We start from the raw sequence: 24,498 nt of genomic DNA, 5'->3' as shown, positions 1-24,498 counted from the left end.
ACTTTACCCCTCAAAACCGTCGTAGGCGCCGGGACGTTCGAGGATCGAATAGCCCTGTCGCAAATGTTGGATGGCCACCTGCACCGAGCGCACGAACATCAGCACGAAGCCCGCCAGCACGGCGTAATAGACGTAGTCCTTGGGCAGATTGATCGTGGTCATCGACTCGTCGCCGATGATCTGGATGTAGACCCAGACCAGCTTGATGGCGTAGCCGAAGAAGGCGATCCGGATCAGGTCGATCGCGGTCGACAGCCCGCGCGCCACGACATGCGGCAGATAGCGGTAGATCAGATCGACCTGGATATGCCGCGACAGCCGCACGCACATCGACGAGCCGATGAAGACCACGCCGATCAGGCAGTAGGTCGCGATCTCTTCGGTCCAGGCATAGCTGTCGTTGAGGACGTAGCGGGTGAAGAACTGGAGGAAGACGGCAAGCGCCATCACCCAGAAGATCACCAGCGCCACCCAGTCCTCGAAAGCGTAGACGCCGAGATCGACCTTCGGCACCGCCTCTTCCTCGAAGGTGTGGGCGATCTCGTCCCCGGTGATCTGCCGGTGCACTTCGACGGTGGACATGGGGTTACTCCTCAACCTCTTAATCGTCATTCCGGGGTGACTCGAAGAGCCGAACCCGGAACGACGACTTAGTTCTACGAACTCCGCTCCTCATCCTGAGGAGCTTGCGAAGCAAGCGTCTCGAAGGATGGCCTCGGGCGGCGCCTGAGCGACATCCGGGCCTTCATGGTTCGCCCGGCGATGCGAAGCATCGTCCGGAGCGCGCTTCGCGCTCCTCACCATGAGGGTCTCAGTTATTTCACCGCCTGAATGCGTTCCCAGTCGGCCTTGCGATAACCGAAGGTCTCGAACGCAACGTTCTTCAGCACGATGTCGCGGAACTCGTTCTTGTCGACCTCGGTCACGGTCAGTCCCTTCTCCTTGAAGAAGGAAACCAGCTTGGCCTCGTTCTGCTTGATCTCCGCGGTCGCCTTCGCAGCGGCCTCCTGCGCGACGTCGGTGAAGATCTTCTTGTCCTCGTCGCTGAGCTTCTTCCAGAGCGCGCCCGCCACCACCGTGTTGAGGTGGTCGACGATGTGGCCGGTCAGCACGATGTGCTTCTGCACTTCGTAGAACTTCTTGGCCTCGATCGTGGTCAGCGGGTTCTCCTGCGCCTCGACGGTGCCGTTCTGAAGCGCGAGATAGACTTCGGCGAACGCGATCGGCGCGGTGTTGGCGCCGCAGGCGCGCGGCATCGCCAGATAGGCCGGAACGTCGGGCACGCGCATCTTGAGGCCCTTGAGGTCTGCGCAGGTCTTGATCGGCTTGTTCGACGAGGTCTGGCGCACGCCGTAATAGGTCACCGCGACGATGTGGTGGCCGCTCTTGTCCTCATAGCCCTTGGCGAGCTCCTTGAAGATGTCGCTCTTGGTGTAGGCGAGGAGATGGTCGGCGTCGCGGAAGGTGTAGGGATAGTAGGTCACGCCGATCGGCGGGAAGCTCTTGGCCGCGAAGCTCGAGCCGGAGATGATGATGTCGACCGAGCCGAGCGAGAGGCCCTGGTTGATGTCGGCTTCCTTGCCGAGCTGCGACGCCGGATAGACATCGACGGTATAGCGCCCGTTGGTGCGCTTTCCGATCTCCTGCGCGGCCCAGACCGAAGCGGTGTGGAACGGCTCAGAGGTCTCGTAGACATGGGCCCATTTGAGCTTGGTCTGCGCCATGCCGGGATTGGTCGCCGCGAACATTGCCGCGACCGAAGTCGCCAGCACCATCGTCATCTTCTTCAACACTGACTTATCCTCCACTGACTAAAGTCTGCTTCTTGTTCGCCCGCCCCAAAAACCGGGACGAGCCGCCCAATCTCATCGCCGCCGCACGCTGCCGCTTTTGGCCTGCGTCTTTGCGCGTTTTGGTTTTGCCGGTTTCGCCGGCGTGCGCGCGGCCCGGCCTCGCTCCGCGGGCGATCCCGCGGCGGTCTCGGCACCAAAATTCTGCGCAAAGCGCTCCTGCGAGCGCGCTAAGTGCTTCCGCATGGCCTCACGGGCAGTGTCCGGATCATGCGCCGCAATCGCGTCACGCACGGCGCAATGCTCGTCGAGCGCAGTGCGCCAGGTGCCCGGGCTCTCGAAGTAATGCGCAAGCTGCGCGAAATAGGGATTGAGGCGCTGGTCGAACAGCTCGCCGACCACGCGCACCAGCACGGCATTGCCGAGACTGCCGGCGATCGCGACGTGGAAGGCACGGTCGTGCACCATCGAGGCCTCGCCGGGATGCTCGACATTCTCCATGGCGACAAGCGACGCATTGATGCGGGCGATATCGTCCTTGGTCGCCACGCGCGCGGCCTGCTCGGCGATCGCGCTTTCGAGGAATTCGCGGGCGCGCAAGAGCTCGAACGGGCCTTCGATGCCGGCGGCCGGAAGCGAAGGCGCGGCGTCCGCTGGCTCGGTCACATAGATGCCGGAGCCGACGCGAATGCGGACGCGGCCCTCGACCTCGAGCGCGATCAGGGCTTCGCGCACCGTCGGCCGCGAGATCCTGAGCTGCTCGGCGAGTTCCCGTTCGGTCGGCAAGCGGCTGCCGACCGCGTACTCGCCGCTGTCGATCAGGCTTCGCAATTGATCGGCGACCTGGCGGTAAAGCCGTCTCGCCTCCACAGCTTCCAGCGGCACGCTGGCCTCCCCCAAAGGGTCTCGCCGGGAAGCATCGCGTCCCGGCGGCCCGCCAATTTTGGAAAATTGGTCTTACCAATTGACCGAAGCTTGACCGAGGACAGGCGCCATGTCAAGCAGCGGCCAAACACAGGGAGAGACGACCATGCGCCATAATTCAACGCGTCTTGGCCGCGCCAATCTCGACCGGCTGCCCCCCGCCATCCGCCGCCCGGCCTATGACCGTTCGCGCGTTACGCCCGGCATCGTGCATCTGGGCCTGGGCGCCTTTCATCGCGCGCACCAAGCCGTCGTCATCGACGACTGCCTTGCCGCAAGCAGCTCGTCCTGGGGCATCGTCGGCGCGAGCTTGCGCAGCCCGGATACGCGCGACGCCCTCGCCCCGCAGGACCATCTCTACACAATCGCCGTGCGAGCCGCCGAAGGCACCGAGCACCGCGTGATCGGCGCGCTGCTCGACAGCGTCGTCGCGCGCGAGAAGCCGGCAACGCTGGTCGAACGGATGGCCGATCCCGCCATTCGCATCGTCTCGCTGACGGTCACCGAAAAGGGCTATTGCCACACGCCGCAGACCGGCGATCTCGACGAGCGGCATCCGGATGTCGTGCACGATCTCAACAATTTTGACGCGCCGCGCTCGGCGCCCGGCTTCATCGTGGCCGCACTGGCGCGCCGGCGTGCACAGGGGCTGGCGCCCTTCACTGTGCTCTGCTGCGACAATCTCGCCGCCAACGGCCACACCGTGCAGCGGATCGTGACGCAGTTCGCCGCGCTCCGCTCGAAGGACCTCGGCAAATGGATCGCCGATAGCACCGCCTTCCCGTCGACCATGGTCGACCGCATCGTGCCGGAGACGACGGACGCCGACCGGGATGCGGTCTCGAACGCGCTCGGCATGCGCGACGCCTGGCCTGTGATGACCGAGCCGTTCACGCAATGGGTGGTCGAGGACCGCTTCACGGCGGGGCGGCCCGATTTCGCCGCCGCCGGTGTCGAGCTCGTCACCGACGTCAAGCCGTTCGAGCTGATGAAGCTGCGGCTGCTCAACGCCAGCCATTCGGCGCTGGCCTATCTCGGCTATCTCGCGGGCTACGAGACCATCGCCGACACCATGCTGGATCCGCATTTCGCCCGTCTCGCCGCGCAGGTGATGGAAGAGGCCGCGGTGACGCTGACGATGCCTGTTGGCACCGATCTCGCCGCCTATCGCACCTCGCTGCTCAAGCGCTTCGCCAACCCGGCGCTGCATCACCGCACCTGGCAGATCGCGATGGACGGCTCGCAAAAGCTTCCGCAGCGCTTGCTCGGCGCGATGCAGGATCGCCTGCGCAACAACCTGCCGATCGCGACGCATGCGCTCGCGGTGGCCGGCTGGATGCGTTACGTCACCGCACGCGACGAGCAGGGCGGCGCCATCGACGTTCGCGATCCGCTCGCCGCCGAGTTTGCCGCGCTGGCGCGCGAGGCCGGTCCCGTCGCCGAACGCCTTGCGCCCGCATTGCTCGGGATCGAGAAAGTGTTCGGACCGCTGGGCACCGAACCGCGCCTGCGCGAGGCCGTGACCACGGCGCTCGGCCGTCTTTATATGGATGGTGCGCGGCGGGCGGTGGAGACACTTGTCTCGGCGTGACCACAAAGCAGGCAATGCTGCACTGCGGTCCAAATCGAACGCAAAGTCGGACGGAAGTCGCGCTTGATTTTTGCCTGCCATTGCCCCACCCGAGAGGCATGGCAAAGGACAATAAGGTCATCGCCGCGAACGCGGCCTTCTACGCCGCCTTTTCAACGGGCGACTTCGACGAAATGGAGCGGATGTGGGCGGATGACGACGCCATTTCCTGCATCCATCCCGGCTGGCCGGCCATCATCGGCCGGGCCACGGTGATCGGCAGCTGGCGCGACATCCTGCAAAATCCGGAGCGGCCGCAGATCGTTTGTGCCGAACCGCAGGCGATCGTCGACGGCGACAGCGCGCGCGTGCTCTGCATCGAGATCGTCGACGGCACCGCCTTGGCCGCGGCCAACCATTTTCGCCGTGTCGGCGACGGCTGGCGGCTGGTGCACCATCAGTCGAGCCCAATCGCGCAGATTGTCGAGCAGGCTGAAGACGATAGAACGAGCCACCGCGTCCACTGACCGCGGCGGGCCGGCCGGCGCTTGCTACTGTGCATGGGGTTGTTTTTCAGTTTTTTGTCTTGAGCCCCCGAGTTCCGATAAATCGTCCAGCACGACCTGCGCCGCACTGAAATCATCGTCCCGAAAGAACATGCTTCTGGTGATGAGCACCGGAATGTTCGCCCGCGAGGCCGCGATCAGCCCGTTGCGGGAATCCTCGATCGCGACGCAGTCGGCTGCGCCCAGCTTCAGTCGCGCCAGGGTTTCCAGATAGACATCCGGCGCCGGCTTCTTGTGGCAGACATCGTCGCCGGCGACGACCGCATCAAAATCCGCCGCCCAGCGCGTTCCCAGCGCCTGCGACAGCAGCGCATCGATATTGCCGTGCGAGGTGGTGGTCGCGATCGCAAGCCGCTGGCCGCGGGCCATCGCGGCAGTGAGAAGATCCGCCACGCCGGGCCTTAAGGGACAGCAGCCGGTTTCGATCAGCTCGGCGTAATGCGCGGTCTTGATGCGGTGAAGGGCTGCGATGTCCGCATCCGGCAATGGCGGCGCGACCTGCAGCCCCGTGTGATAGGCACGCATGCGCTCCTTGCCGCCGGTGACACGCAGCAGCTCCTTGTAGACGGCCCGGTCCCACTGCCAGTCGAGACCGTGGCGAATGAAGGCGTGGTTGAAGGCCTGGCGATGCAGCTCCTCGGTTTCGGCCAGCGTACCGTCGACATCGAAGATCAGCGCGGCGGCGCGCCCGATCAACTCCGCGGCACCGCATGGCACTGCGGCCGGCGCTTCTGCCTGCATGACCGACGCCTCCCTCCTGACAAGCGAGCATCGCCTGCCCTGGTGGCCGAGTAAAATTGCAATATCTTTTGCCGGACCCAAAAATCCCTTATGAGCGAACGGCGCGCAGCTCGCGCGAGCGGAACTCCAGCACGGCAGACGCATGCGGCTCTTCATCCTCGGCCTCGGCTACAGTGCCCGGCATTTCGTCGGCCAATTCGGCGGCGCCTTCTCGCATATCGCCGGCACCGTGCGCGATCCCGGCAAGCGAAACGACCTTGCCGGCATCGAGATGCACGCCTTTTCCGGCAGCAGTCCGGCCCGCGAGGTGGTCGAGCGAGTCCGCGACGCCGATGTCCTTCTCATATCGATCCCGCCCGGCAGCGCGGGCGACCCCGCAGTTACGGCCTTTGGCGACGCGCTCGCGGGCCGGCGGCGGCAGATCGTCTATCTCTCCACCATCGGCGTCTATGGCGATCACGCAGGCCGCTGGGTGGACGAGAGCACGCCGCCGCAGGCCACCCTCGACCGCACGCGAACGCGCGTTGCGGCGGAGCAAGCCTGGACCGCCGCGGCGCGCGGCGACGTCGCGATCCTGCGGCTTGCGGGCATCTACGGGCCCGGCCGCAACGCGCTGATGACGCTGCGGGCGGGGACGGCCCGGCGCATCGTCAAGCCGGGACAGGTCTTTAACCGCATCCACGCCGACGACATCGCGAGCGCGATCATGGCCGCGGTGAAGCACGGTGACGGCGGCACCTGGAACGTCTGCGACGACGAGCCGGCTCCGCCGCAGGATGTGATCGCTTATGCGGCGAAGCTGATGGACCTTGCGCCGCCGCCCGAAGAGCCGTTCGAGACCGCCGAGATGTCGGCGATGGCCCGCAGCTTCTACGCCAGCAGTGCCCGGGTCTCCAACGAGAGACTGAAGCACGAGCTCGGTGTCACGCTTGCCCATCCCACCTATCGGCATGGCCTGGATGCGCTGTGGCGCGCAGGGCAAGGACGATAGGTTCCGGCTATCTCGGCGCGTCCCAGACATGCCGCGCCCGCGCTTGACTTCGCTCTGGTGCAATTGTGATCTAAGCGCTCGGCGAGCCACCGCAGAACGAGCTCGCCTTGGGAGAATCCAATGAACAAGACGATCGCCATGATCGCGGCGGCGGCTGCCGTCATCACGTTCGGTGCGGCGCGCGCCGCACCACTGCCCGAAGCCAACCCTGATGACGCCGGTTTCTCGAAGCAGGGTCTCGCGCGGCTCGACAGCTTCTTCGCGCGCGAGATCGCCGCCAAGCGCGTCCCCGGCGCCGTCGTTGCGGTGGCGCGGAACGGCAAGCTCGTGCACTACAAGGCTTACGGCATGCTCGATCCGGACAAGGGCACGCCGATGCCGGTCGACGCGATCTTCGCGCTGGCCTCGATGACCAAGCCGATGGCGGCGGTCGCCGGCCTGACGCTGATGGAAAAAGGCCAGTTGCCGCTCCAGGCGAAGCTGTCCGACTACTATCCAGGCTTTGCCGACATGAAGGTCGGCGCGACCGAGGCCAATGGCTCGCTCAAGCTCGAACCGCAGGCCTCCCCGATCTTCATCCACGATCTCTACCGGCATACGTCCGGATTGATGTATGGCGGCCGCCCCGACTCATCGAGCCCGGTGGCGCGGCAATACCCCGATGGCGTCGCCCCGGCGGTGGAAGGCGACACTGAGACCTTCATCGGCCGCATCACGAAACTGCCGCTGGCACATCAGCCCTCGACCGAGTTCGAATACGGCTTCTCGATCGACGTGCTCGGCGCCGTCGTCGAGAAGGTCAGCGAGCAGAGGCTCGGCGACTATCTCGCCGCCAATGTGTGGCAGCCGCTCGGCATGAAGGACGCGACCTTCCACCCGACCGACGCGCAGCGACCTCGCCTCGCCCGCCCGTTTGCCAACGATCCGCTGACCGGGAAGCCGCAAGCCATCAAGCTGCTGGACACCCCGACCAAGTTCGACTGCGGCGGTGCCTGCTCGTTCGCGACGATGGGCGATTACATCCGCTTCGGCCAGATGCTGCTCAACGGCGGCGAGCTCGACGGCCAGCGCATTCTTTCCCCGAAGACCGTGCATCACATGACGACCAACCACCTCGGTCCCGAGATCAAGAACAACGTGGCCAACATCGAGCCGCATCGCGCCGGCTTCGGCTTTGGTCTCGCGGTCGCGGTCCGGACCAGCGAGGGGCTGTCGTCGGTCCCCGGCAATCCCGGCGAGTTCACCTGGAACGGCGCCTACGGGACGCAGTTCTTCTGCGATCCCAAGGAGCGTCTCGTCGTGGTGGTGGGAACGGCGGCGCCGGGCGAGCTCAGGAAATACTATCGCGAGCAGGTGCAGGACATCGTCTATGGCGCGATGGTGAAGTGAGACCGGCGCGCTGGAATAGAAAGGGCGGCCGCTCGGGCCGCCCTTTTCGAATCTGGCGTCAGCTCAACACGCCGTACTTCTTGAACCAGGCCTGCGCCTGCTTCCAGGCGTCTTCCGCCGCATCCTTGCGATAGCTGCCGCGATAGTCGGCATGGAAGCCGTGCGGCGCCTGCGGATAGATCTTGAATTCGGCGACCTTCTTGTCCTGCTCGAGCGTCGCCTTGAACTGCTCGACCTGGGCCACGGGAATGCCGGTATCGGCGCCGCCATAGAGGCCGAGCACCGGCGCCTTCATCTCTGGGGCGAGCTGAAGCGGGCTCTTCGGCCACACCGGATTGGCGGTATCGACCGGCGCACCGTAGAACGCGACACCAGCCTTGAGGGTGCCGCTGTGGGCAGCGTATTCCCAGACATTGCGGCCACCCCGGCAGAAGCCGATGATGCCGAGCTTCGTGGTGTCGCCGCCTTGCGATCCCGCCCACGCCACCGTCGCATCGAGATCGGACAGCAGCTCGGCGTCCGGCTTGGCATTGACGACCGGCAGCAGATCCTTGATGTCGGTGACCTTGGTGAGATCGAGACCCTTGCGGAAGTAATAGTCGGGCGCGACCGCGAATGCGCCGAGCTTGGCGAGGCGCCGTGTCACGTCCTTGATGTATTCGTGCAGGCCGAAAATCTCCATCGCCACGATGATCACCGGCGCCTTGGTGTTGCCGGCCGGGCGCGCGAAATAGGCCGGCATCTCTTCGGAGCCGACCTTGATCCTGGTGTCGCCAGCCTGGAGGCCGCCGGTATCTGTCGTGATGATTTCGGCACGGACCGGACCGGCCGCAAGCGTGTAGCCGGCAGCGACGGCCGCGGTGGCGCTCATGAATCCGCGGCGCGAGACCGGGGCGACTTTCGTCAGCCCGACGACGTCGGATGTCATGGTGGTTTCGAAGCTCATCGGTCGATCCTTCCTGATGCTTGGCCCTGATTCCTCAGGCGGCGCATTCGCCGATAATTGCCGGCGAAACGCAAATCACCAGCCTGCGAGCATGTTCGCGTTCAGGCCAGGCCCTGACGTCTTTTCACCGGCGCCGTTTCGGGCATCAGGCTCATTGCGACAAGTCCGACGATCGCCGCAAGCAGGAGGTACCAGGCCGGTGCCAGCGGATTGCCGGTGACGTGGAGGAGCCAGGTGACCACGAGCTGCGCCGTACCTCCGAAGCTCGCGATCGCCACCGCGTAGACGGTCGCGAACACGCCTCCGCGGATGTTCTGGGGCAGCGCTTCGGTGAAGGTCGCATAGAACGCGGTGAACGGCAGCGAGCCGATGATCGATAGCACGCCGAAGCCGATCAGGAGCGACAGCGCGCCCGGTGCATGGACGATCCACAGGAAGGTCGGATAGGTGAGCAGGAGGGTTGCGAGCTGCGGCCAGATCATGATCGGCTTGCGGCCGAGACGATCGGCGAGCCATCCGCCGACCAGTGCGCCGACGAACTGAATGCCGTTGCTGACGAGCGACACGGCGAAAGCCAGTGTCGACGACACGTGCAGGGTATTCTGCGCATAGGTCGTCATGTATTGCGTGACATAGGTCGAGATCGTGCCGCTGGCCAGGATCATCAGCGCCAGCGCGATGACGCCGAGGTGACGCCGGGCCTGCGAGAGGTGACCCGTGCGCTGTTTCGCTGCGACACCGGCATCGGCATGCGGAATCGTCTCGGGCAGTGTCCGCCGCATCCAGAGCCCGAACGGCAGGCAGACGGCCCCGATCAGGAACGCCACCCGCCAGCCGTAGGAGTCCAGCATCTCCGGCGCCATGGTCATGCTCAGGATGACGCCGACCAGCGCGCCGGCGGTCGCCGCGATCTCCTGGCTCGCCGGCTGCCATGCCACGACCAGCGCCCGATGCTCGGACGGGGCAATCTCGAGGAGATAGGCGGTGGTCGGTCCGACCTCGCCGCCGAGGGCGAAGCCCTGCACCATGCGCGCCGCAATCACGATGATGGGCGCGGCGACGCCGATCATGCGATAGGACGGCGTGAGCGCGATGGTCAGGATCGCAGCTCCCATCAACGCAAAGCTCAGCAGCATGGCGGGCCGACGGCCGATCCGGTCGGAATAGATGCCAAGCACGATCCCGCCGATCGGCCGCGTCACGAAGCCGGCCCCGAAGGTCGCCAGCGACAGCATCAGGCTGCCGTACTCGCTTCCGGTCGGGAAGAAGGTATGGCCGATCTGGATGGCGAAGAAGCTGTAGGTAATGAAGTCGTAGAATTCGAGCATGTTGCCGATGGTGGCTGCGAATGCTGCTCGTTTGACGTTGAACGGCGCCGCTTGCTCAATTCCCAACGACACTTTGACTCCCTGGATTCGCTCGTTTGCCGGACTTAACCGTCTGGCTGCATTGCGTCGCAACATCCATTAACCGAAAGAGAGGGTTCTCTCCCGGCCAGCCACATCGCCAGGCGTTGCCGGTGATGCGCCCTTTTGCGTATTCGAAACTCCAGGCCGCAACAAATGGGCCTCGCAGTGGCGACAATGACACATCATGTTGCTCAGGCGTCGCACATCACCGTCAATTCACGCGCAAGCTGTCGTGATTTGACTGAAATTTTCAGAAGAGTTGAGCCGTGCGATTTACTCGAACTTTCTGTGTGACGCTCTAGTTCCACGGCCGGAAGTTCCATCTGCACAACGGATGCAACTTCCCGAGCGCGGTCCCTCCATCCGGCAACGGACGAAGAATCGCCCGAGAACTTCATTCTCGTCCACCCAGATTGCGCTACCAAAGGCTCAATTGAATAAAGCTTGTCCGACCTGGAACTGAAATGATTTTAGCTCGCGAAGCGATCGAATTGTTGGGACAGATGGCCCGCATCCTGTGGTTCGAAGGCACCAAGCATGGCTTGCGCGACCGCGAATGGATGGCCCTGCGCTTTCTGTCCCGCGCCAACCGTTTCTCGCGGACGCCCTCGGCGCTCGCGAGCTACGTCGGCACCACGCGCGGCACCGCCTCTTTCATCATCGGCGAGCTGGAGCGGCTCGGATATCTGGAGCGAAAGCGCTCCGCGACGGACAAGCGTTCGGTGACGCTGAGCGTGACGCAGCAGGGCAAGAAGTTCCTGGTGCGCGACCCCATCAGCGTTCTCCTCGAGCCGATCGCCGTCCTCGACGACGAGACCAAGATCCGCTTTCGCGACACGCTCCGGCACGTGCTCGATCAGGCGGACGCGGCCGAGCAGCGGCACCATACCGACGTCTGCAAGCGATGCATCTTCCTGCGCGAAGATCGCACCGCCACGGACGGCAAGCCCGGCGCCGCCGAGTTCAGCTGCCGCCTGTTTCGCGCGCCGATCGCTGAGGCGGAGATCGATCTGCTATGCACCAGCTTCGAGCATCATCGCCAATAGGAGACGGCCCTGATCACGGCGTCGCCTTGCGTGACGAGTAGATGACGCCACCGCTGGACTCCACGACCAGACGGCCGTTCTCGTTCTTGATCTCTTCGATGCGGCCAAGGCCGGGTACCTGCTGACCAAGCACAGCCTCGATGACGCCGTTCGGACCTTGCAGGATCGCAATTCCCTCATAGGCCTGGCGGACCGACCAGCCCTTGACCACCTTGCGCGGCGCCGACGGAGGAACCGAACCCGTGATCTCGGGCGCGGCAACCGAGGCCATCATCGGCATCGTCTGCGAGGGCGGCTGCGAAGCAACGGCCGCCGGTGCCGGCGCTTGCGCCTGAGCCTGGGCGAGCTTGTCCAGCTTCACCGTCGAGGACGAGCTCACCCGCTCGATACGGTCCAGATTCTCGGCGAACCTGCCGAAGCGATCGTTGGTCGCCTTGCTCGACTGATCGACCGCGGTGCGCAGGCCGTCGAGATTTTCGGACACGCCCGACACCTGCTTGCGCAGCAGCGCGACAGTCTCGCGCAGATTCCTGATCTCCGTATTGGCGGCAACGTTGCTTTGGGCGGGCTGCGTGGTGAGATAGGCGATCACGCCGGTGCAGGCACAGACCACCAGGATCGCAGCGACCGCCAATGTTGCGAGCGGCGCGACCCATGTCGGACGCGGCGGCGGCGGCTTGGCCACGATCACGGCCGGCTTCATCACGGTCGGCGCAGGCTTCGGTATCGCCATCTTGTCGAGGCGCGCCTTGGCGCGAATGCGCTTCAGCCCCTCGAGCGCCTCTTTCGCCAGAGTCTCGTCGTTCGCCGCAGCCGACACACGCTTCGCGCTTGCAGCGGGCTTGGCCGTCCGTGTCGTGCTTGTATCGCGCGCATCCGGAGCCGGCTTCGCCGCCGCGGAAACATCAGCGGTCGCGTTGGGACGAGCTTGTCCATCGGACAACATGTGAAAATGCTCCGTTCGGTTCGATCTATCGAACGGTGAAGTTATTTGCCGAAGCTTGCCTGAAACGTGCGCAGCGAAAACTTTTCATCGCGCCCGATGCGACGTCGCATGAGTCAAAAGCGTCATGGACGTGGCGAGAGTGCGACTCGAAAGACACACACACGCCAAGATTTCGCCAAGCTGGAGTCGCCTCGCCATACATGAGTCGAATTGTCGCATGGGGAAACACCAGCAGGAGAGTCAATCCCGGGTTGAAAACCCCGCTATGCGCATGACCCGCAGCACCGCGCAAAACAGCTGTGATTACGCGGGGATGCGGAACCTTAGAAACGCTACGGTGCAAAACTAGTTCGATTGCCAAATCAACTGATGCGATCGAACATACAAAGAAACAACCAGAAACGAATCAACAGCATCAAACACGCATAGCAACCGCTTTGCTGCGCGCGCTTGATCGGAAATCGGCAATTGTTACGGTCCTACTCAAGTGATTCTCGCCAGTTGGCGAGGAGATCGACACGGTTCAGGTGCGTTCGGACGCAATCGGCAAGTTGGCGCAACTGTTCTAGCCCGTCCTATTCGTGAGAGTGCGTTTTTTTGGTCCGATTGATGTGGCCGCACATCTGCTCTGACGAGGCGCGCGGGATTGCCTTCGGCCTTTCACCGCCTGACGACCGGCACTTTGCAACGCGCTTGAGGTGTAGGTTGGGCGAACGGGGGCGGACGCCTCGCCGGTCAAGGACCGAGCGGCAGCAGCGCGCCTGGCAAGCCGCGGATCAGGTCGGCTTCGGGACATGCCGCGGCAAACGCAAGGCGAATGCGGCTCGTGGTCTCGACGACACGGGCAGCGAGTTTCAAGAGACGAAGACGCAGCGTCGCGAACTCGGCTGTGGCCAATTCCCGGGCTTTGGGAATCGCGTCGCGCACGGTCAGCATCAGCCAATAAGCGGCGGTGTCGAGAACGAGGCGGACTTGATTGGCGAGCGCCGAACGGCAGCTGGTGCGATCGGAGGCGAGCTGCGTCTTATGCAGCTTGATCAGATTCTCGGCTTGGCCGCGCGCGCAATACAGGCTGTCGTAGATCCACTCGGCCGAGCCGACATCGAGGCTGGTGACGACGAAACGGATGTCGAGGCCGAGCATCGTCGCCTCAATACGGGCGACGGTACGTCGTTCGCGATCCCAGGACTTTGCCTTGTGGCGCGTCTCGGTATAGCCACGCAGAACCGGCAGGTTCTCGATGGCGCGTCGCGTGCGGATGCCGTCGGCGGCCTCGTCGACTTTTCTGGCGAGCGGCTTGGTGCCGGACAGACCGAAGATGTAGTCGATGCCGTTGGTCTCGCACCACGCCATTGCCTCCGGCCGGGCATAGCGCCCGTCGCCACGGAACGTAATTCGCGTGTTGTGCCACCGCGTCCGGATATGCCGTATCAGGCGGCGCAGATGGGCACGCACCTCGACGCCGCCCGGCGTCTTGCCGGGCCGCAGCACGACCGCCACGGGCCGGCTCTTCTCCGTGTCGTAGACGTAGATCGGCAGGAAGCAGCGTTCGTCATAATGAGCGTTGAACAGCGAGAGCTGCTGATGGCCGTGGACGACATCGCAGGTATCATCGATGTCGAGCGTGACGGATGCCGGCTCGCGCGGGTAGCTATCCATCCATGCGTCGAAGGCGCGGAGCATTCTCCAGCCGCGACAGCGTCGGTTGGGAACACAGATCGCGACCCGTGTCCGGCAGCCGTCCGCAGGCCAGCTTGAATGCGGGATCGGACCGCAGATGATCGAGGTCGTCGGCGTCCTCGTAGCCGCAGCAGATCGCGAACATGCGCGCGCGGAACATATCGACAAGGCTGTGCACGACCCGCGTCGGATCGCGCCGATCCGGGAACACGCGGGCCAAATTGTCGGCCAAGCCGAGGCGCCGCTCGGCCATCGCCAGAAGCATCACGCCCCCGTTCGAGGTCAGCCGACCGCCATCGAAGGCAGCTGTGACTTTCTTGGCGTGAACGGCTGGAAACGAGAAGGGCAGAATCGTATCATCGGTCATGGCGGCCGTGCTGTTCGCGGCTGAAGGTGATGGGGTTGGCTTTGCAACCGAATCCTACGCCGCTTCAGCGCTTTACACCACGCTCGCCAGCCTCTCGGGCGCCCTCTGACGAATAAGACGGGCTAGGTCTGTCTCAATCCGCTCCGCGAGGTGATCCGTAAGACACCCGCCGAGCCTCACGCAGTAAGCGTTCAGTATCGAGTCGAAGTAGCAGGCCTGCACACGCAGGCACTGAATGCGTAGGGCTACCCGCGAATATCGAAACCATAGTAACGGTTCGTGGGATGGAAATATCGTCAAACAGCATGGTTGCCGAGCCGGGCATCACAACAACCATCCGGCCGCAACAAGTGCGAAACAGGGGCGAAAGACTAATGTATATTATCGTTGATGATCGCGAGAGCGTCACGAACAGCTACGTTGGAGGGCTCGTTCGCGAAGGTGTATCGTCGATCGGCTTCTCCTCCGGAGAATTCTGGGACTGGCTGCAATCTGCGAGCGAACCGGATCTGGCGGCGGTCGACGCCTTTCTCCTCGGGGACTGCGATGCCCGCGGAAGCCTGCCGCGGGCGATGCGCAAGCGCTCCTCGGCGCCCATCATCGCCATGAGCGGCCAGAAGATGCTCAAGAACACGCTTGAGCTGTTCGAATCGGGCGTCGACGACGTCGTCCATGTACCGATTCACCTGCGCGAGATCCTCGCCCGAACGGCCGCAATCGCGCGCCGCCGGGTGGGCGAGCTGCCGAGGCCCTGCGAGACCAGGATCCAGGTCTTCTTCAACGGACGTGACCCCGAGATCGCGGGCCACGCTCTCACCCTACCCCGCCGCGAGCTGCGCATTCTCGAGTATATGGTCAGCAACCACGGCAAGTGGATCACCAAGACGCAGATCTTCAACGCGGTCTACGGCATCTTCGAGTCGACCTTCGACGAGAGCGTGATCGAGAGCCACGTCAGCAAGCTGCGCAAGAAACTCCGCGACCGCCTCGGCTTCGACGCGATCGTGGCCCGGCGCTACGTCGGATACCGCCTCAACATCCCGGCCGGCGAGACCATCGACGTGCCGATGCAGGAACTCGACGAGGTCGGCATCCTCCTGAACAGGGCACATGCCGCCCCGGCGGCGTACCCGGCCGGAAACTGACGCGGCAGGGCACCGCCACGAAAACGACAACGGCCTCTGCGGAGTACCCTTCGCAGAGGCCGTTGCACTTTCAGCGGCAGGGATGGCGGAACAACGGCCTCGCGATGCCGGCGCCGCGACAGCTACGGCTTCTGCTGGAATTCTTCCTTCGAAACATAGTTGAAGTCCTCGACCAGGACGTCCTGGACGACGTCGGCCTGCATCCGCTCGTTGACGCGCTGCTTGATGGCCGTCGTGAGGATGGAAAGGTCGTAACGGGCGAGCTTCCTGAAATCGAGGCGGTCGTCGGCATAGATCCTGCGGAAGGCCTCGTCGACGACGAACGGCTCCGGAGGGACGTTGAGCTGGTGCATGATCCGCGCCTCAACGGTGTAGACGAAGCGCGCCACGATGTAGCCCTGCACGCTGCCGCCCTCGACCATTGGCACGCTCAGCGCCCGCGTCTTCTGGTATTGAAGGCCGTCGAGATATTCGTCCTTCGCCGGCAGAAGGCTGCCGTTTTCCTTCCAATAGGCCACGGCATAGCTCGTGCCCGCGGTGAGGATGCATACCCAGAGCCCGGCCAGCACGAGTCTGATCATTTTCCGTCCTGTGCTGTGCGACCGGTATAGGTGCCGTCCGACTCGGCTTCCTATCGCTTTGACGATGATGGCCGCGACCTCACGCACCGCATCGTAATGCATTTCGAGGATGGAACGGTTTCGCTCGAGCTTCTCGCGCAACCGCTGGATCTCCTCGGTGATCTCGAGCTCGTTGCCGAGATGCATCCGTGCCCGCATCAAGCGGACGAATTCGAGCATGCTCCGGCTCTTCCGGGCACTGAAGTCGTCGAAATCGATCTTCTTGCCCGTCGAGAGCGCGACCGTCTCCTCCTCGACGATGTTCTCGAGCCGGCGGATCGCAGACAGCAGGCCACGCACCTCGTCCGATCTCGCCGCGTCGGTGCCGTCGTTCACCACGTCACCGCCGAGATTCGGCAGCAGCGCAGGCAAGAACGCATCGCCTTCTGTCGCTTCCAGCGTCATCGCCTCGGCGTCCACGACCGGCTGCTCCACCACCAGGACCGCCGCACCTTCTTGTGCTTGCATAGGAAATTCACCCCTCAACTTCTGTCACCCATTCCCGGATCATGATCCGGTCTTTTCCGTAACGCCGGGCCCCGCCGGCTGCGCAGCGGCGAGTTGCTTGGCAATGCCAATGCCAATGCCCTTGCCCTTTGCCAGCTGAGCACCAAGCTGCTCCGCCAGCATCGACTTCCAGACGCCGCCGGCCGTGCCCTTGCCGAAGACTTCCTCCGACTCCTTCGGCAGCATCGTCTCGACGAAGGTCTGGAGAATGAACGCCTCGAACTTCCGGTACACCTCGCCGGATGCGGGCGCCTTGATCACCCGCACCGGCGGCCCGTTCACCACACCCGGCTGCTGCGCTTCGGCAGCTTGCGCCGCGGATTGATCGGCAGTCGCCGCCTTGGCCTTGCCGACCTCCGCGTCCATGGTGGCGGCGAAATCGGCGTCCGACGATTTCAGTGCATCGAGCTTCGCGGTCGCCGCCCGCTGCGTCACGGGGTCGGCGGCATCGAGGACATCGAGAACGAGGTCGGGCGTCGCTGTCACGATCATGTCTTGTTCCGGCTGGCTGGCCGTGGCGTCCAGTCGCGCACGGCGGGGCTTATTCCCGTCATCTCTTCGAGCGAGCGCGCCTCCGCGTCGCGAAGCTTGTCTGCGAGCGCGGCCTTCGCGACCTGCTCGAGCTGTTTCACACGGCGGGCGTCCGCGCGGACCTGGTCGAGCTGCTGCGACGCCTGCGCCTGGACCGCGCGCGCACCGGCGCTCGTCCTGTTCAGGCGCCGCGCGATTGAATCGCTCGACGAGCCCGCCGGCGGTTTGCCCTCGTTGAGGGTTCCTACCAGCCATTCCTGCTCGTCCTGCAAGCTGCGCTCCTGCTGCCGCAGATGCGCGAGCTGCCATTCGGACAACCGGAGCTGAAGCTTCACGAGCGAGACCATCCGGCCGAGCTTGTCCGCGCGCGACGTCATGACCATCACTCCGCCAGCCACGACGAGACGCCCAGCATGAATTGCGTCAGGAGCTCGTCGCTGGTGAGGTAGAGCAGCAGGAAGCCGCCGAACAGCACGAAGGGCACCGAGATGAAATAGACCGGGATCGCCGGCGTCAGCTTGTTGATCAGGCCGACCGCGAGGTTGACGATGACCGAATAGACGATGAAGGGGCTGGTGATCCGCAGCGTCAGCACGAACGCCTCGGACAGGCGGCTGACGAGCTGTTCGAGCGCCATGCTGCCGCCGATCCTGTTGCCGGGCTGCCAGACGTCGTAGGAGTTCATCAACCCGCGTAGGACCTGCCAGTGCTGGTCCGTCATGAAGAACAGCGTGGTGACGGCTGCCATGATCAGCGGGACCAGAGCCGGCGCCGGATCGGTGTCGCCGACCGGCGTTCCCGGGATGTTGCTCAGCCCGATCGCGCCCGCCATCACGGTTGCCATGGTCTGCAGCGCGAGGAAGAACACGCGCCCGCCGAGCCCGATGACGCTGCCGACCACAAGCTCGGAGCAGATCAGAAGCGCAAGCGTCAGCGGCGCGGCGTTGTCGGTGAGAGGTTTCAGGACCGAGATCAGGATCGGCGTCAGCGCAAACGTCGTGACGAGCGCGACGAACAGGCGAACCTGGGCCGGAACGTTGACGCTGGAATAGCCGGGCACGAGCATCAGGCAGGCGCCGATGCGGCAGAACACGATGAACGTGACCAGCACGCTGTCGGCGAGGCCGCTGATCACGATATGGCCCCCAGCGCCCTGATCTCGGCACTGCGCGCGACCTCGACATGCGACAGGACCGGCAAGGTCGGGAACACCCGCTCCAGGATCATCCGGACATAGGGGCGGGCTTCGGGGGTGACCGCCAGAACCACGCTGGTGCCGTTCTCGGTGAATTTTCGGATCGCGGCGCTGGCTTCGGTTGCGAACTGCTCGATCAGGCGAGGATCGGCGTCGAATTCGAAGACTTCGCCCTTGGCGTCGCGCTTCAGGCTCTGGTGGAACGCCAGGTCCCAGCGGTTGCCGAGGCGGACGACGTTCAGCACACCGTTGTCGGAAAGGTCGCCGCAGATCTGCTGGGCGAGTCGCGTCCGCACATGCTCCGCGACCTGCTCGGAGCGCCGCACATGGGGTGCGATCTCGGCAATGGCCTCCAGGATCAAATGGAGGTTGCGGATCGACACGCGCTCGGCGAGCAGGATCTTCAGGATCGCCAGCAGGCCCGAATAGGAGATCTGCGACGGGCAGAGATCCTCGACCAGGCGCTTGTATTCGGGATCGAGACGGTCGAGCAGCCCGCGCATGTCCTTGTAGGACAGCAGCTGTGCGAGATTTGCCCTGAGCACTTCGCTCAGATGCGTGAGCAGCACCGACAGGTTGTCGACCGGCTTGCAGCCCTGACGCTTGACCTCGTCGGTGAACGCCTCCGTCACCCACAGCGCCTTCATGCCGAAAGCGGGTTCGATCACCTCCTCGCCGGGCACGTCGGGCTTGCCGTCCTTGTCGACGAGCACCAGCACCTCGCCGAGCCGCAGCTCGCCATGGGCGATACGCGTGTCGTGGATCCGGATCTGGTATCCCTTGGGATCGATCGACAGATTGTCGCTGAGCTTGATCTCCGGAATGACGAAGCCGTATTGCTTGGCAAACTTCTTGCGGAGCTTGCTGACCCGGTGCCCAAGCTCGGTGCGCGCGCCCAGCAGATGGACCGACAGATGGCCGCCGAGCGACACCTCGATCTCTGCGGTCTTGAGCGATTCCTTGACGGATTCCTTGGCATCGGCCTGGGCGCGCTCGTCGGCCTTGCGCGCATGCTCTTTCTTCTCCCGCGCTGCCTGCCGCCGCGGCAGCGAGTAGCCGACGAAGGCCATGGCACCGCCGAGCAGCACGAAGGGTGCCATCGGCAGCCCAGGCATCAAGGCGAGCACGAACATCATCAACGACGCCGCTGACACCGCGCGCGGGTAGCCACCGAGCTGCCTCAGCACGGCCTGCTCCGCCGACCCCCTGGTGCCGCCCTTGGAGACCAGGAGGCCCGCCGACAGCGACACGATCAGTGCCGGCATCTGCGTTACCAGACCGTCGCCGACGGAGAGTTTGGTGTAGACGTCGGCGGCACGCGACAACGTCAGCCCGTGATGCGTCACGCCGATGATGATGCCGCCGAAGATGTTGATCGCCGTGATGATCAGGCCGGCGATTGCGTCGCCGCGGACGAATTTCGAAGCACCGTCCATTGCGCCGAAGAACGCGCTCTCCTCTTCGAGCTCGCGGCGCCGGCGCTGGGCCTCCTTGTCGTCGATGAGGCCCGCGGAGAGATCGGCGTCGATCGCCATCTGCTTGCCTGGGATGGCGTCCAGGGTGAAGCGGGCGCCGACTTCGGCGATACGCGTTGCACCCTTGGTGATCACGACGAAATTCACCGTCACCAGGATCGCGAAGATGATCAGACCGATGACGAAGTCGCCGCCCATGACGAACTTCGAGAAGCCGGCAACGACGTGACCCGCGGCTTGTTCGCCCTCCCCGCCCCGCGACAGGATCAGACGTGTGGTCGCGACGTTGAGCGCCAGCCGCAGGATCGTCGCGATCAGCAGCACGGTCGGGAAGGCGGAGAAATCGAGCGGCCGCTGGATCCACAGCGCGACCATCAAGATCAGCGCGGACAGCGCGATCGAGAAGGCGAGGCCGAGGTCGATCAGGATCGGCGGTATGGGCAGGAACAGGATCGTGAGCATGGCCACGATACCGCCCGCGAAAAAGGCGTCGGCCCCCAATCGTCGCGGGGTCGGCAGGCTAGCAGCTAATGTATCGGCCATGGGTCACCGGCAGAGGGTCCGCCCCGCAATCTGCCGTGCAAAGCTTACGCGAGGGTGGTGGCCGGGCTCGCGCGGATCAGAAGCCGTGCTCGATCCGCGAATAGACCATCTCGGTGAAGGTGGAGAGATGGGCGCCGATGAAGGAACCGGAGACGGCAACGACCAGGAGGATGACGATGATCTTCGGCACGAAGGTCAGCGTCACCTCCTGGACCTGGGTCAGCGCCTGGATCAGCGCAATGGCGGTGCCGACGAGCATCGCGGCGCCAACGGCGGGGCCGGAGGCGACGATGATGGTCCAGATCGCCGCCTGGACGATGTCGAGGGCGTCCCGCTCGTTCATGACTGGCTGATCGTAAGGCCGGGCCCGACCGCGACCTTCGTGCCGTTCTCGAGGGTTGCGATGGAGCCGTCGTTGTTGATGGAGATCGAAACGACCTTGCCGCTGAAGGTCGCTCCGGTCGCGTCGGTGAAGCTGACGGTCTTTCCGATCAGCCCGTTGGCCTGCGACAGCGACTGCGACGACAGCAGCGCATCCAGCTTCGAATTGGTCTGCATGGCCTGCTCGACCGTCGAGAGCTGGGCGAACTGGCTCATGTACTGCGAGGTATCCATCGGATTGGTGGGATCCTGGTTCTTCATCTCGGCGACGAGGAGCTGAAGAAAGGTATTGTAGTCGACGGTGTTGCTCGCCGTGTTCTTCGTGGAACTGGTCGCATTGGACTTGCTGGTGCTGTCGGTCGCGCTGTTGACGTTCATGTAGCCTCTCCGCTGTCAGGCAGCCTCGAATGGGATCTCGGTGGCGACGCCGGCCAGGCCGGCCAGGATTGCGTCCTCTACCGGGAACAGTCCCCGGATCCGCTTGAGCGCCTCGAAATAGCGGGTCGTGCGGACCAGCTCGTGGATCGTGGCGAGCCCGTCGAGCATCTCACGGCTCTCGCAAACCGCGAGCAGGGCCGCGTGATGCTCCCCGTAGAGCGCGACTGCGGCGCCGATATCCGTCGGGTTCATCAGCATGAGCTGGACGATGAAATAGAGCTGCCGCATCGCCGTAGTGGCGTCGGAAGCCTGCATGACCTGCCCTTCGAGCAAGAACATCACGTCGTTGACGAGCTCGACGGAGACCTTGCGGTCCACGCGCAGCACTGCGCCGTTGACGTAGATCCGCTCACCCGCCCGCAAGGATATTTTCATCAGAGCGCGTCTCGGATCAGGCGGTTGATTTCGATGAGCTGCATCACGTCGTTCGACTTCTCCTCGCGAAGCCGATCGGTTTCCTTGACGACCCACAGGCCGATCGAGATGATGTCGGCGCGCAGCTTTTCCGGGAGTGCGTTTTCCGGATGGGCGAGATCCTCGATGAAGATCGTCCACAGCCGCCGCACGTAGAGCAGGCTCTCGACCAGATCTTCGAAGCTGAAGCGCCCGCCCTGGACCCGCTCGAGCCGGTCGATGCCGAGACTGAGCGCCTGCCGCTCGCGGCCCCGCGCCTCAGAGGCGCTATCATCGACGACCGCTTCATAGGCTTCAAACGTCATCAGAACCACTCTGCGCAGAGACCGAACAACAAGACAAAGTTACAGACCCCGGCTCAGAGATAGTTGATCAGGCTGATCTGCTGGAGCTGCGACGTCAGCGACAGCGCCGTCTTAATCTGGGTCTGCAGGGTGTTGACCCGGACCGAGGCCTCCGTCGGGTCGACGGCCTCCATCTTGACGATCTGATTGTTCAGAATGTCCTGCTGCGTCTTGAGCTTTTCGGTGGCGCCGGTGACCCGCTGCTGGACCGTGCCGACGCCGCCGCCGAGCGTAGCGAGGTCAGTGATGGCGTTACCGACGAGGCCGATGGCCTTGTCCACGACGACCTGGAACGTGTCCTGGCTCAGGTTCGCGTTCCCAAGATCCGCCATCATGGTGTAGGCCTCGGCGAGCCTACGGAAGCCGATCTGGTTGGCGCTAACGGACGTATCGGCGATCTCGGTCGTGGAGATACGGCTTTGCATGGTCTGGTCGGTGGCCGTTGACCAATTGGTGTTCCAGGCCGGGCTCGCGAACTCGGCATCGAAGGTGGTGTTGAGGAAAGTCTGCATTTGGGCCGGGGTAATGGTGCTCACGCTGGCCGAGGATTGCGAGAAGCCGAAGGTCGCAAGGAAATCGGCATCGACCTGGTTCTTGCTGGCCGAACCCGCGGTGTAAGCCGTGATCGGCGTGTTCTGCGTGTTGACCCCCGAGAAGAGATACGAGCCATTATAGGAGACGTTCAGCGCGCCGATCAGATCCTGGAGGTTGGCGGACGCAGGCGGCAGGATGATCCGCCCGCCGCCGTCGGTGCTGCGGGCCGCGATCAGGTCCTTGAGGAAAGAGGTTGCGGTTGCGCCCAGCTGGGTGATCCGGTTCTGCGTCGTGTCCAGGCGCCCCGAGACGAGCCCGTTGGTATCGACGAGCTGATCGGCGAAGCTCAGGTCCGCCCGCAGGGTGATGTCGCTTCCCGTCGTGGCACCAAGCTCGAGGCCAACATCGGCGAAGCGGCCGGTGGTGGCTTCCTTCGAGGCCTTGGTCAGCGCGGCCTGATTGTTCGTGATCGAGGACCTCAACGACGAAGACAGCATCAGGGTCGAGATGTAGTTGGCGCTCATCATGACTTAGTTCCCCACGGCGGCCAGCAGGCTCTGCAACATTTGGTCGACGGTCGAGATGATCTTCGACGACGCCGAATAGGTACGTTCGACCTGAAGCATCAAGGACATCTCGTCGTCCATGTTGACGCCGCTGACGTTCGACAGCGCCGCGGAGCTGCGGTCGAGCAGCGTGTTCTGGTAGGTGGCGTTGTCGTCCGCGGCCTTGCGCTGGTTTTCGATCCAGCTCGTCGACGACGCAGCGAAGTCGATCAAGCTGCCGCTCGGCTTGCCTTGCGTGGTTGCATCGAACGGCTGCGACGCATCCATGTTGCCGATCAGCTGCTGCAGCCTGGTCGAGTAGCCGCCATTGCCGGTGGTGTTGTATCTGTAGGCGACGTTGCCGCTGATCGCGCCATCACGCAGCAGGTTGGGATTGCCGCCCTGGGCCGGGTCGACCGACGCGGCAACGCTGATCGAGCCGGCCAGGCCGACCGAGACGGTCGCGCTTGCGGGCATCGCGGGTGAGCCGGGATAGGTGAAGAGGCCGGGCCGGTCGGGCAGCGCGGCGCCGGACTGGTCGACCTCCTTGAAGGATTCGACAAGGCCGCGTGCGACCTCGTCGAGCTGGCTCTGATACGTGACCGTGGCGTTGTCGCGCAATTGGGCGAGGCCAGCGAGCTTGCCGGTCTTGATCGGCATCACGGAATTGGCGCCGGTGACCGGGACACCGTCGATATAGACGGCATTTCCGGTGGTCCCGGGCGTATAGATGTTGGTCGCAGCGAAGCTGACCGAGCGCGCCGTCTTGTCGAACAGCACGACACCGCTGTCGGTGTGGAGCGCCGCGTCGCCGTTGGCGCGCAGCGTCATCGAGACGCCGACCTCCTGCGACATCTTCGAGACGATGTTGTCGCGCTGGTCGAGATAATCGGTGACGTCGTCGCCGGCGATCGTCCCCTTCACGATCGCGGTGTTGACCTTATCGAACTGGGTCAGGAGCTGATTGATATTCCCGACCGAAGTCGCCATGTCGGCGTCCGCTCCCTGGCGCAGCGTCTGCACGGTCTTGGTGGCCTGGTTGAGCGCGGTCGCCATGTCCTTGGCGGACGTGACCGCCGCCTGCGCCAGCGTGGTGTTGTCCGGAGCGTTGGCATATTGCTGGAGCGCCTGCTTCAGCTTGTTGAGCTGGGCGGCCGGCGACTGCCCAAGTTCGGGATCGTCCACAGTCGAGGCCGATATCTTCTGAAGACCGTCCAGGATCGCATTCTGCTTGGCGGACCCAGACGTCGCGATCAGGACGTTATTATAGAGACCCGAGCTGGCGGCGCGCTGGATCGCCGCCACATAGACGCCGGCCCCGGGGAGATTGTCCAGCACGGCGATCTTGCGCGAATAGCCGGCGGCGCTGGCACCGGCTATGTTGCGCGAGATCGTCGACGACTGGATACCCGACGCCATGAGCGACGCACGAGCGGAGTCGAGAGCGGCGGTAAGGGACAT

The 24,498-nt window shown here is 64.2% G+C and carries 24 protein-coding genes and 2 pseudogenes; 6 read left to right on the top strand and 20 right to left on the bottom strand.

The window, feature by feature from the left end:
- Nucleotides 1–3: 3 nt before the first annotated feature.
- From HAP41_RS10610 to HAP41_RS10600, 3 genes are all read right to left on the bottom strand, one after another.
- Nucleotides 4–582, bottom strand: a complete 579-nt coding sequence (locus tag HAP41_RS10610; RefSeq protein ID WP_166102683.1) for a TRAP transporter small permease — start codon at nucleotides 580–582, stop codon at nucleotides 4–6.
- Nucleotides 583–815: 233 nt separating this feature from the next.
- Nucleotides 816–1,775, bottom strand: coding sequence for a sialic acid TRAP transporter substrate-binding protein SiaP (locus HAP41_RS10605; RefSeq protein WP_071917185.1), 960 nt, complete (start codon nucleotides 1,773–1,775; stop codon nucleotides 816–818).
- Between the two features lie 90 nt (nucleotides 1,776–1,865).
- A complete protein-coding gene (locus HAP41_RS10600) occupies nucleotides 1,866–2,675 on the bottom strand; it encodes a FadR/GntR family transcriptional regulator (RefSeq protein ID WP_071910006.1) in 810 nt (269 codons plus the stop codon).
- Between the two features lie 145 nt (nucleotides 2,676–2,820).
- Between HAP41_RS10600 and HAP41_RS10595 the strand changes: the two genes are divergently transcribed.
- Both HAP41_RS10595 and HAP41_RS10590 read left to right on the top strand, forming a co-directional pair.
- Nucleotides 2,821–4,305, top strand: coding sequence for a mannitol dehydrogenase family protein (locus HAP41_RS10595; RefSeq protein WP_166102690.1), 1,485 nt, complete (start codon nucleotides 2,821–2,823; stop codon nucleotides 4,303–4,305).
- 98 nt (nucleotides 4,306–4,403) lie between these two features.
- Nucleotides 4,404–4,811, top strand: coding sequence for a nuclear transport factor 2 family protein (locus tag HAP41_RS10590; RefSeq protein ID WP_014492699.1), 408 nt, complete (start codon nucleotides 4,404–4,406; stop codon nucleotides 4,809–4,811).
- Between the two features lie 24 nt (nucleotides 4,812–4,835).
- Here HAP41_RS10590 and HAP41_RS10585 read toward each other — a convergent pair whose 3' ends face one another.
- Nucleotides 4,836–5,591 (bottom strand): HAD family hydrolase, encoded by a 756-nt coding sequence (locus HAP41_RS10585; protein ID WP_166106096.1) that lies wholly within the window; start codon nucleotides 5,589–5,591, stop codon nucleotides 4,836–4,838.
- 142 nt (nucleotides 5,592–5,733) lie between these two features.
- Here HAP41_RS10585 and HAP41_RS10580 point away from each other — a divergent pair, with 142 nt between their 5' ends.
- Together HAP41_RS10580 and HAP41_RS10575 are read left to right on the top strand one after the other, a co-directional pair.
- The gene (locus HAP41_RS10580; protein ID WP_166102695.1) at nucleotides 5,734–6,582 is read left to right on the top strand and encodes an NAD-dependent epimerase/dehydratase family protein; all 849 of its coding nucleotides are present in this window, start codon (nucleotides 5,734–5,736) and stop codon (nucleotides 6,580–6,582) included.
- Nucleotides 6,583–6,702: 120 nt separating this feature from the next.
- Nucleotides 6,703–7,971, top strand: coding sequence for a serine hydrolase domain-containing protein (locus HAP41_RS10575; protein WP_166102700.1), 1,269 nt, complete (start codon nucleotides 6,703–6,705; stop codon nucleotides 7,969–7,971).
- Between the two features lie 58 nt (nucleotides 7,972–8,029).
- Here HAP41_RS10575 and HAP41_RS10570 read toward each other — a convergent pair whose 3' ends face one another.
- Both HAP41_RS10570 and HAP41_RS10565 read right to left on the bottom strand, forming a co-directional pair.
- A complete protein-coding gene (locus HAP41_RS10570; RefSeq protein WP_166102705.1) occupies nucleotides 8,030–8,917 on the bottom strand; it encodes a dienelactone hydrolase family protein in 888 nt (295 codons plus the stop codon).
- A 101-nt stretch (nucleotides 8,918–9,018) separates the two neighbouring features.
- Nucleotides 9,019–10,245 (bottom strand): MFS transporter, encoded by a 1,227-nt coding sequence (locus HAP41_RS10565; RefSeq protein WP_248577229.1) that lies wholly within the window; start codon nucleotides 10,243–10,245, stop codon nucleotides 9,019–9,021.
- 545 nt (nucleotides 10,246–10,790) lie between these two features.
- On the opposite strand from HAP41_RS10565, the gene HAP41_RS10560 reads away from it, so the two are divergent.
- Nucleotides 10,791–11,372 carry a MarR family winged helix-turn-helix transcriptional regulator gene (locus HAP41_RS10560; RefSeq protein ID WP_166102713.1) on the top strand — a complete coding sequence of 194 codons (582 nt, stop codon included), beginning with the start codon at nucleotides 10,791–10,793 and terminating at the stop codon, nucleotides 11,370–11,372.
- Nucleotides 11,373–11,385: 13 nt separating this feature from the next.
- Here the strand turns inward: HAP41_RS10560 and HAP41_RS10555 are convergent, their stop codons facing one another.
- Nucleotides 11,386–12,318, bottom strand: coding sequence for a hypothetical protein (locus HAP41_RS10555; RefSeq protein WP_166102716.1), 933 nt, complete (start codon nucleotides 12,316–12,318; stop codon nucleotides 11,386–11,388).
- A gap of 735 nt (nucleotides 12,319–13,053) precedes the next feature.
- Nucleotides 13,054–14,365, bottom strand: a pseudogene (locus HAP41_RS10550) (IS1380 family transposase).
- A 374-nt stretch (nucleotides 14,366–14,739) separates the two neighbouring features.
- Here HAP41_RS10550 and HAP41_RS10545 point away from each other — a divergent pair.
- The gene (locus tag HAP41_RS10545; protein ID WP_028147148.1) at nucleotides 14,740–15,510 is read left to right on the top strand and encodes a response regulator transcription factor; all 771 of its coding nucleotides are present in this window, start codon (nucleotides 14,740–14,742) and stop codon (nucleotides 15,508–15,510) included.
- Nucleotides 15,511–15,632: 122 nt separating this feature from the next.
- Here the strand turns inward: HAP41_RS10545 and HAP41_RS50325 are convergent, their stop codons facing one another.
- From HAP41_RS50325 to flgK, 12 genes and pseudogenes are all read right to left on the bottom strand, one after another.
- Entirely contained in the window at nucleotides 15,633–16,091 is a 459-nt protein-coding gene (locus HAP41_RS50325) for a hypothetical protein (RefSeq protein ID WP_014492689.1), read from the bottom strand.
- A pseudogene (locus HAP41_RS50320) lies at nucleotides 16,088–16,598 on the bottom strand (flagellar biosynthesis protein FlgN). Before HAP41_RS50320 ends, HAP41_RS50325 begins: the two are co-directional and overlap by 4 nt.
- Nucleotides 16,599–16,637: 39 nt before the next feature.
- Nucleotides 16,638–17,129 (bottom strand): rod-binding protein, encoded by a 492-nt coding sequence (locus tag HAP41_RS10535; protein ID WP_166102719.1) that lies wholly within the window; start codon nucleotides 17,127–17,129, stop codon nucleotides 16,638–16,640.
- Nucleotides 17,126–17,545, bottom strand: coding sequence for a hypothetical protein (locus HAP41_RS10530; protein WP_166102722.1), 420 nt, complete (start codon nucleotides 17,543–17,545; stop codon nucleotides 17,126–17,128). The genes HAP41_RS10535 and HAP41_RS10530 overlap by 4 nt, the downstream gene beginning before the upstream one ends.
- 5 nt (nucleotides 17,546–17,550) lie before the next feature.
- On the bottom strand, nucleotides 17,551–18,303 hold the full coding sequence (gene fliR / locus HAP41_RS10525) for a flagellar biosynthesis protein FliR (RefSeq protein WP_063981318.1): 753 nt from the start codon (nucleotides 18,301–18,303) through the stop codon (nucleotides 17,551–17,553).
- Nucleotides 18,300–20,381, bottom strand: a complete 2,082-nt coding sequence (gene flhA / locus HAP41_RS10520) for a flagellar biosynthesis protein FlhA (protein WP_071909981.1) — start codon at nucleotides 20,379–20,381, stop codon at nucleotides 18,300–18,302. Before flhA ends, fliR begins: the two co-directional genes overlap by 4 nt.
- 76 nt (nucleotides 20,382–20,457) lie before the next feature.
- Nucleotides 20,458–20,724: a flagellar biosynthesis protein FliQ gene (fliQ, locus tag HAP41_RS10515; protein WP_014492683.1), complete on the bottom strand. Its 267-nt coding sequence runs from the start codon at nucleotides 20,722–20,724 to the stop codon at nucleotides 20,458–20,460.
- Nucleotides 20,721–21,140 carry a flagellar hook assembly protein FlgD gene (gene flgD, locus HAP41_RS10510; protein WP_071909979.1) on the bottom strand — a complete coding sequence of 140 codons (420 nt, stop codon included), beginning with the start codon at nucleotides 21,138–21,140 and terminating at the stop codon, nucleotides 20,721–20,723. Before flgD ends, fliQ begins: the two co-directional genes overlap by 4 nt.
- Before the next feature lie 15 nt (nucleotides 21,141–21,155).
- Nucleotides 21,156–21,575 (bottom strand): flagellar biosynthesis repressor FlbT, encoded by a 420-nt coding sequence (gene flbT / locus HAP41_RS10505; protein WP_063981315.1) that lies wholly within the window; start codon nucleotides 21,573–21,575, stop codon nucleotides 21,156–21,158.
- The gene (gene flaF / locus HAP41_RS10500; protein ID WP_166102727.1) at nucleotides 21,575–21,919 is read right to left on the bottom strand and encodes a flagellar biosynthesis regulator FlaF; all 345 of its coding nucleotides are present in this window, start codon (nucleotides 21,917–21,919) and stop codon (nucleotides 21,575–21,577) included. Before flaF ends, flbT begins: the two co-directional genes overlap by 1 nt.
- 53 nt (nucleotides 21,920–21,972) lie before the next feature.
- Nucleotides 21,973–23,019 (bottom strand): flagellar hook-associated family protein, encoded by a 1,047-nt coding sequence (locus HAP41_RS10495; protein ID WP_085405302.1) that lies wholly within the window; start codon nucleotides 23,017–23,019, stop codon nucleotides 21,973–21,975.
- A 3-nt stretch (nucleotides 23,020–23,022) separates the two neighbouring features.
- The gene (flgK, locus tag HAP41_RS10490; RefSeq protein WP_166102732.1) at nucleotides 23,023–24,498 is read right to left on the bottom strand and encodes a flagellar hook-associated protein FlgK; all 1,476 of its coding nucleotides are present in this window, start codon (nucleotides 24,496–24,498) and stop codon (nucleotides 23,023–23,025) included.

This window comes from Bradyrhizobium barranii subsp. apii, assembly GCF_011516635.5.
GTDB classification, from domain to species: domain Bacteria; phylum Pseudomonadota; class Alphaproteobacteria; order Rhizobiales; family Xanthobacteraceae; genus Bradyrhizobium; species Bradyrhizobium barranii.
This window is presented reverse-complemented; position numbering and strand designations above follow the sequence as displayed.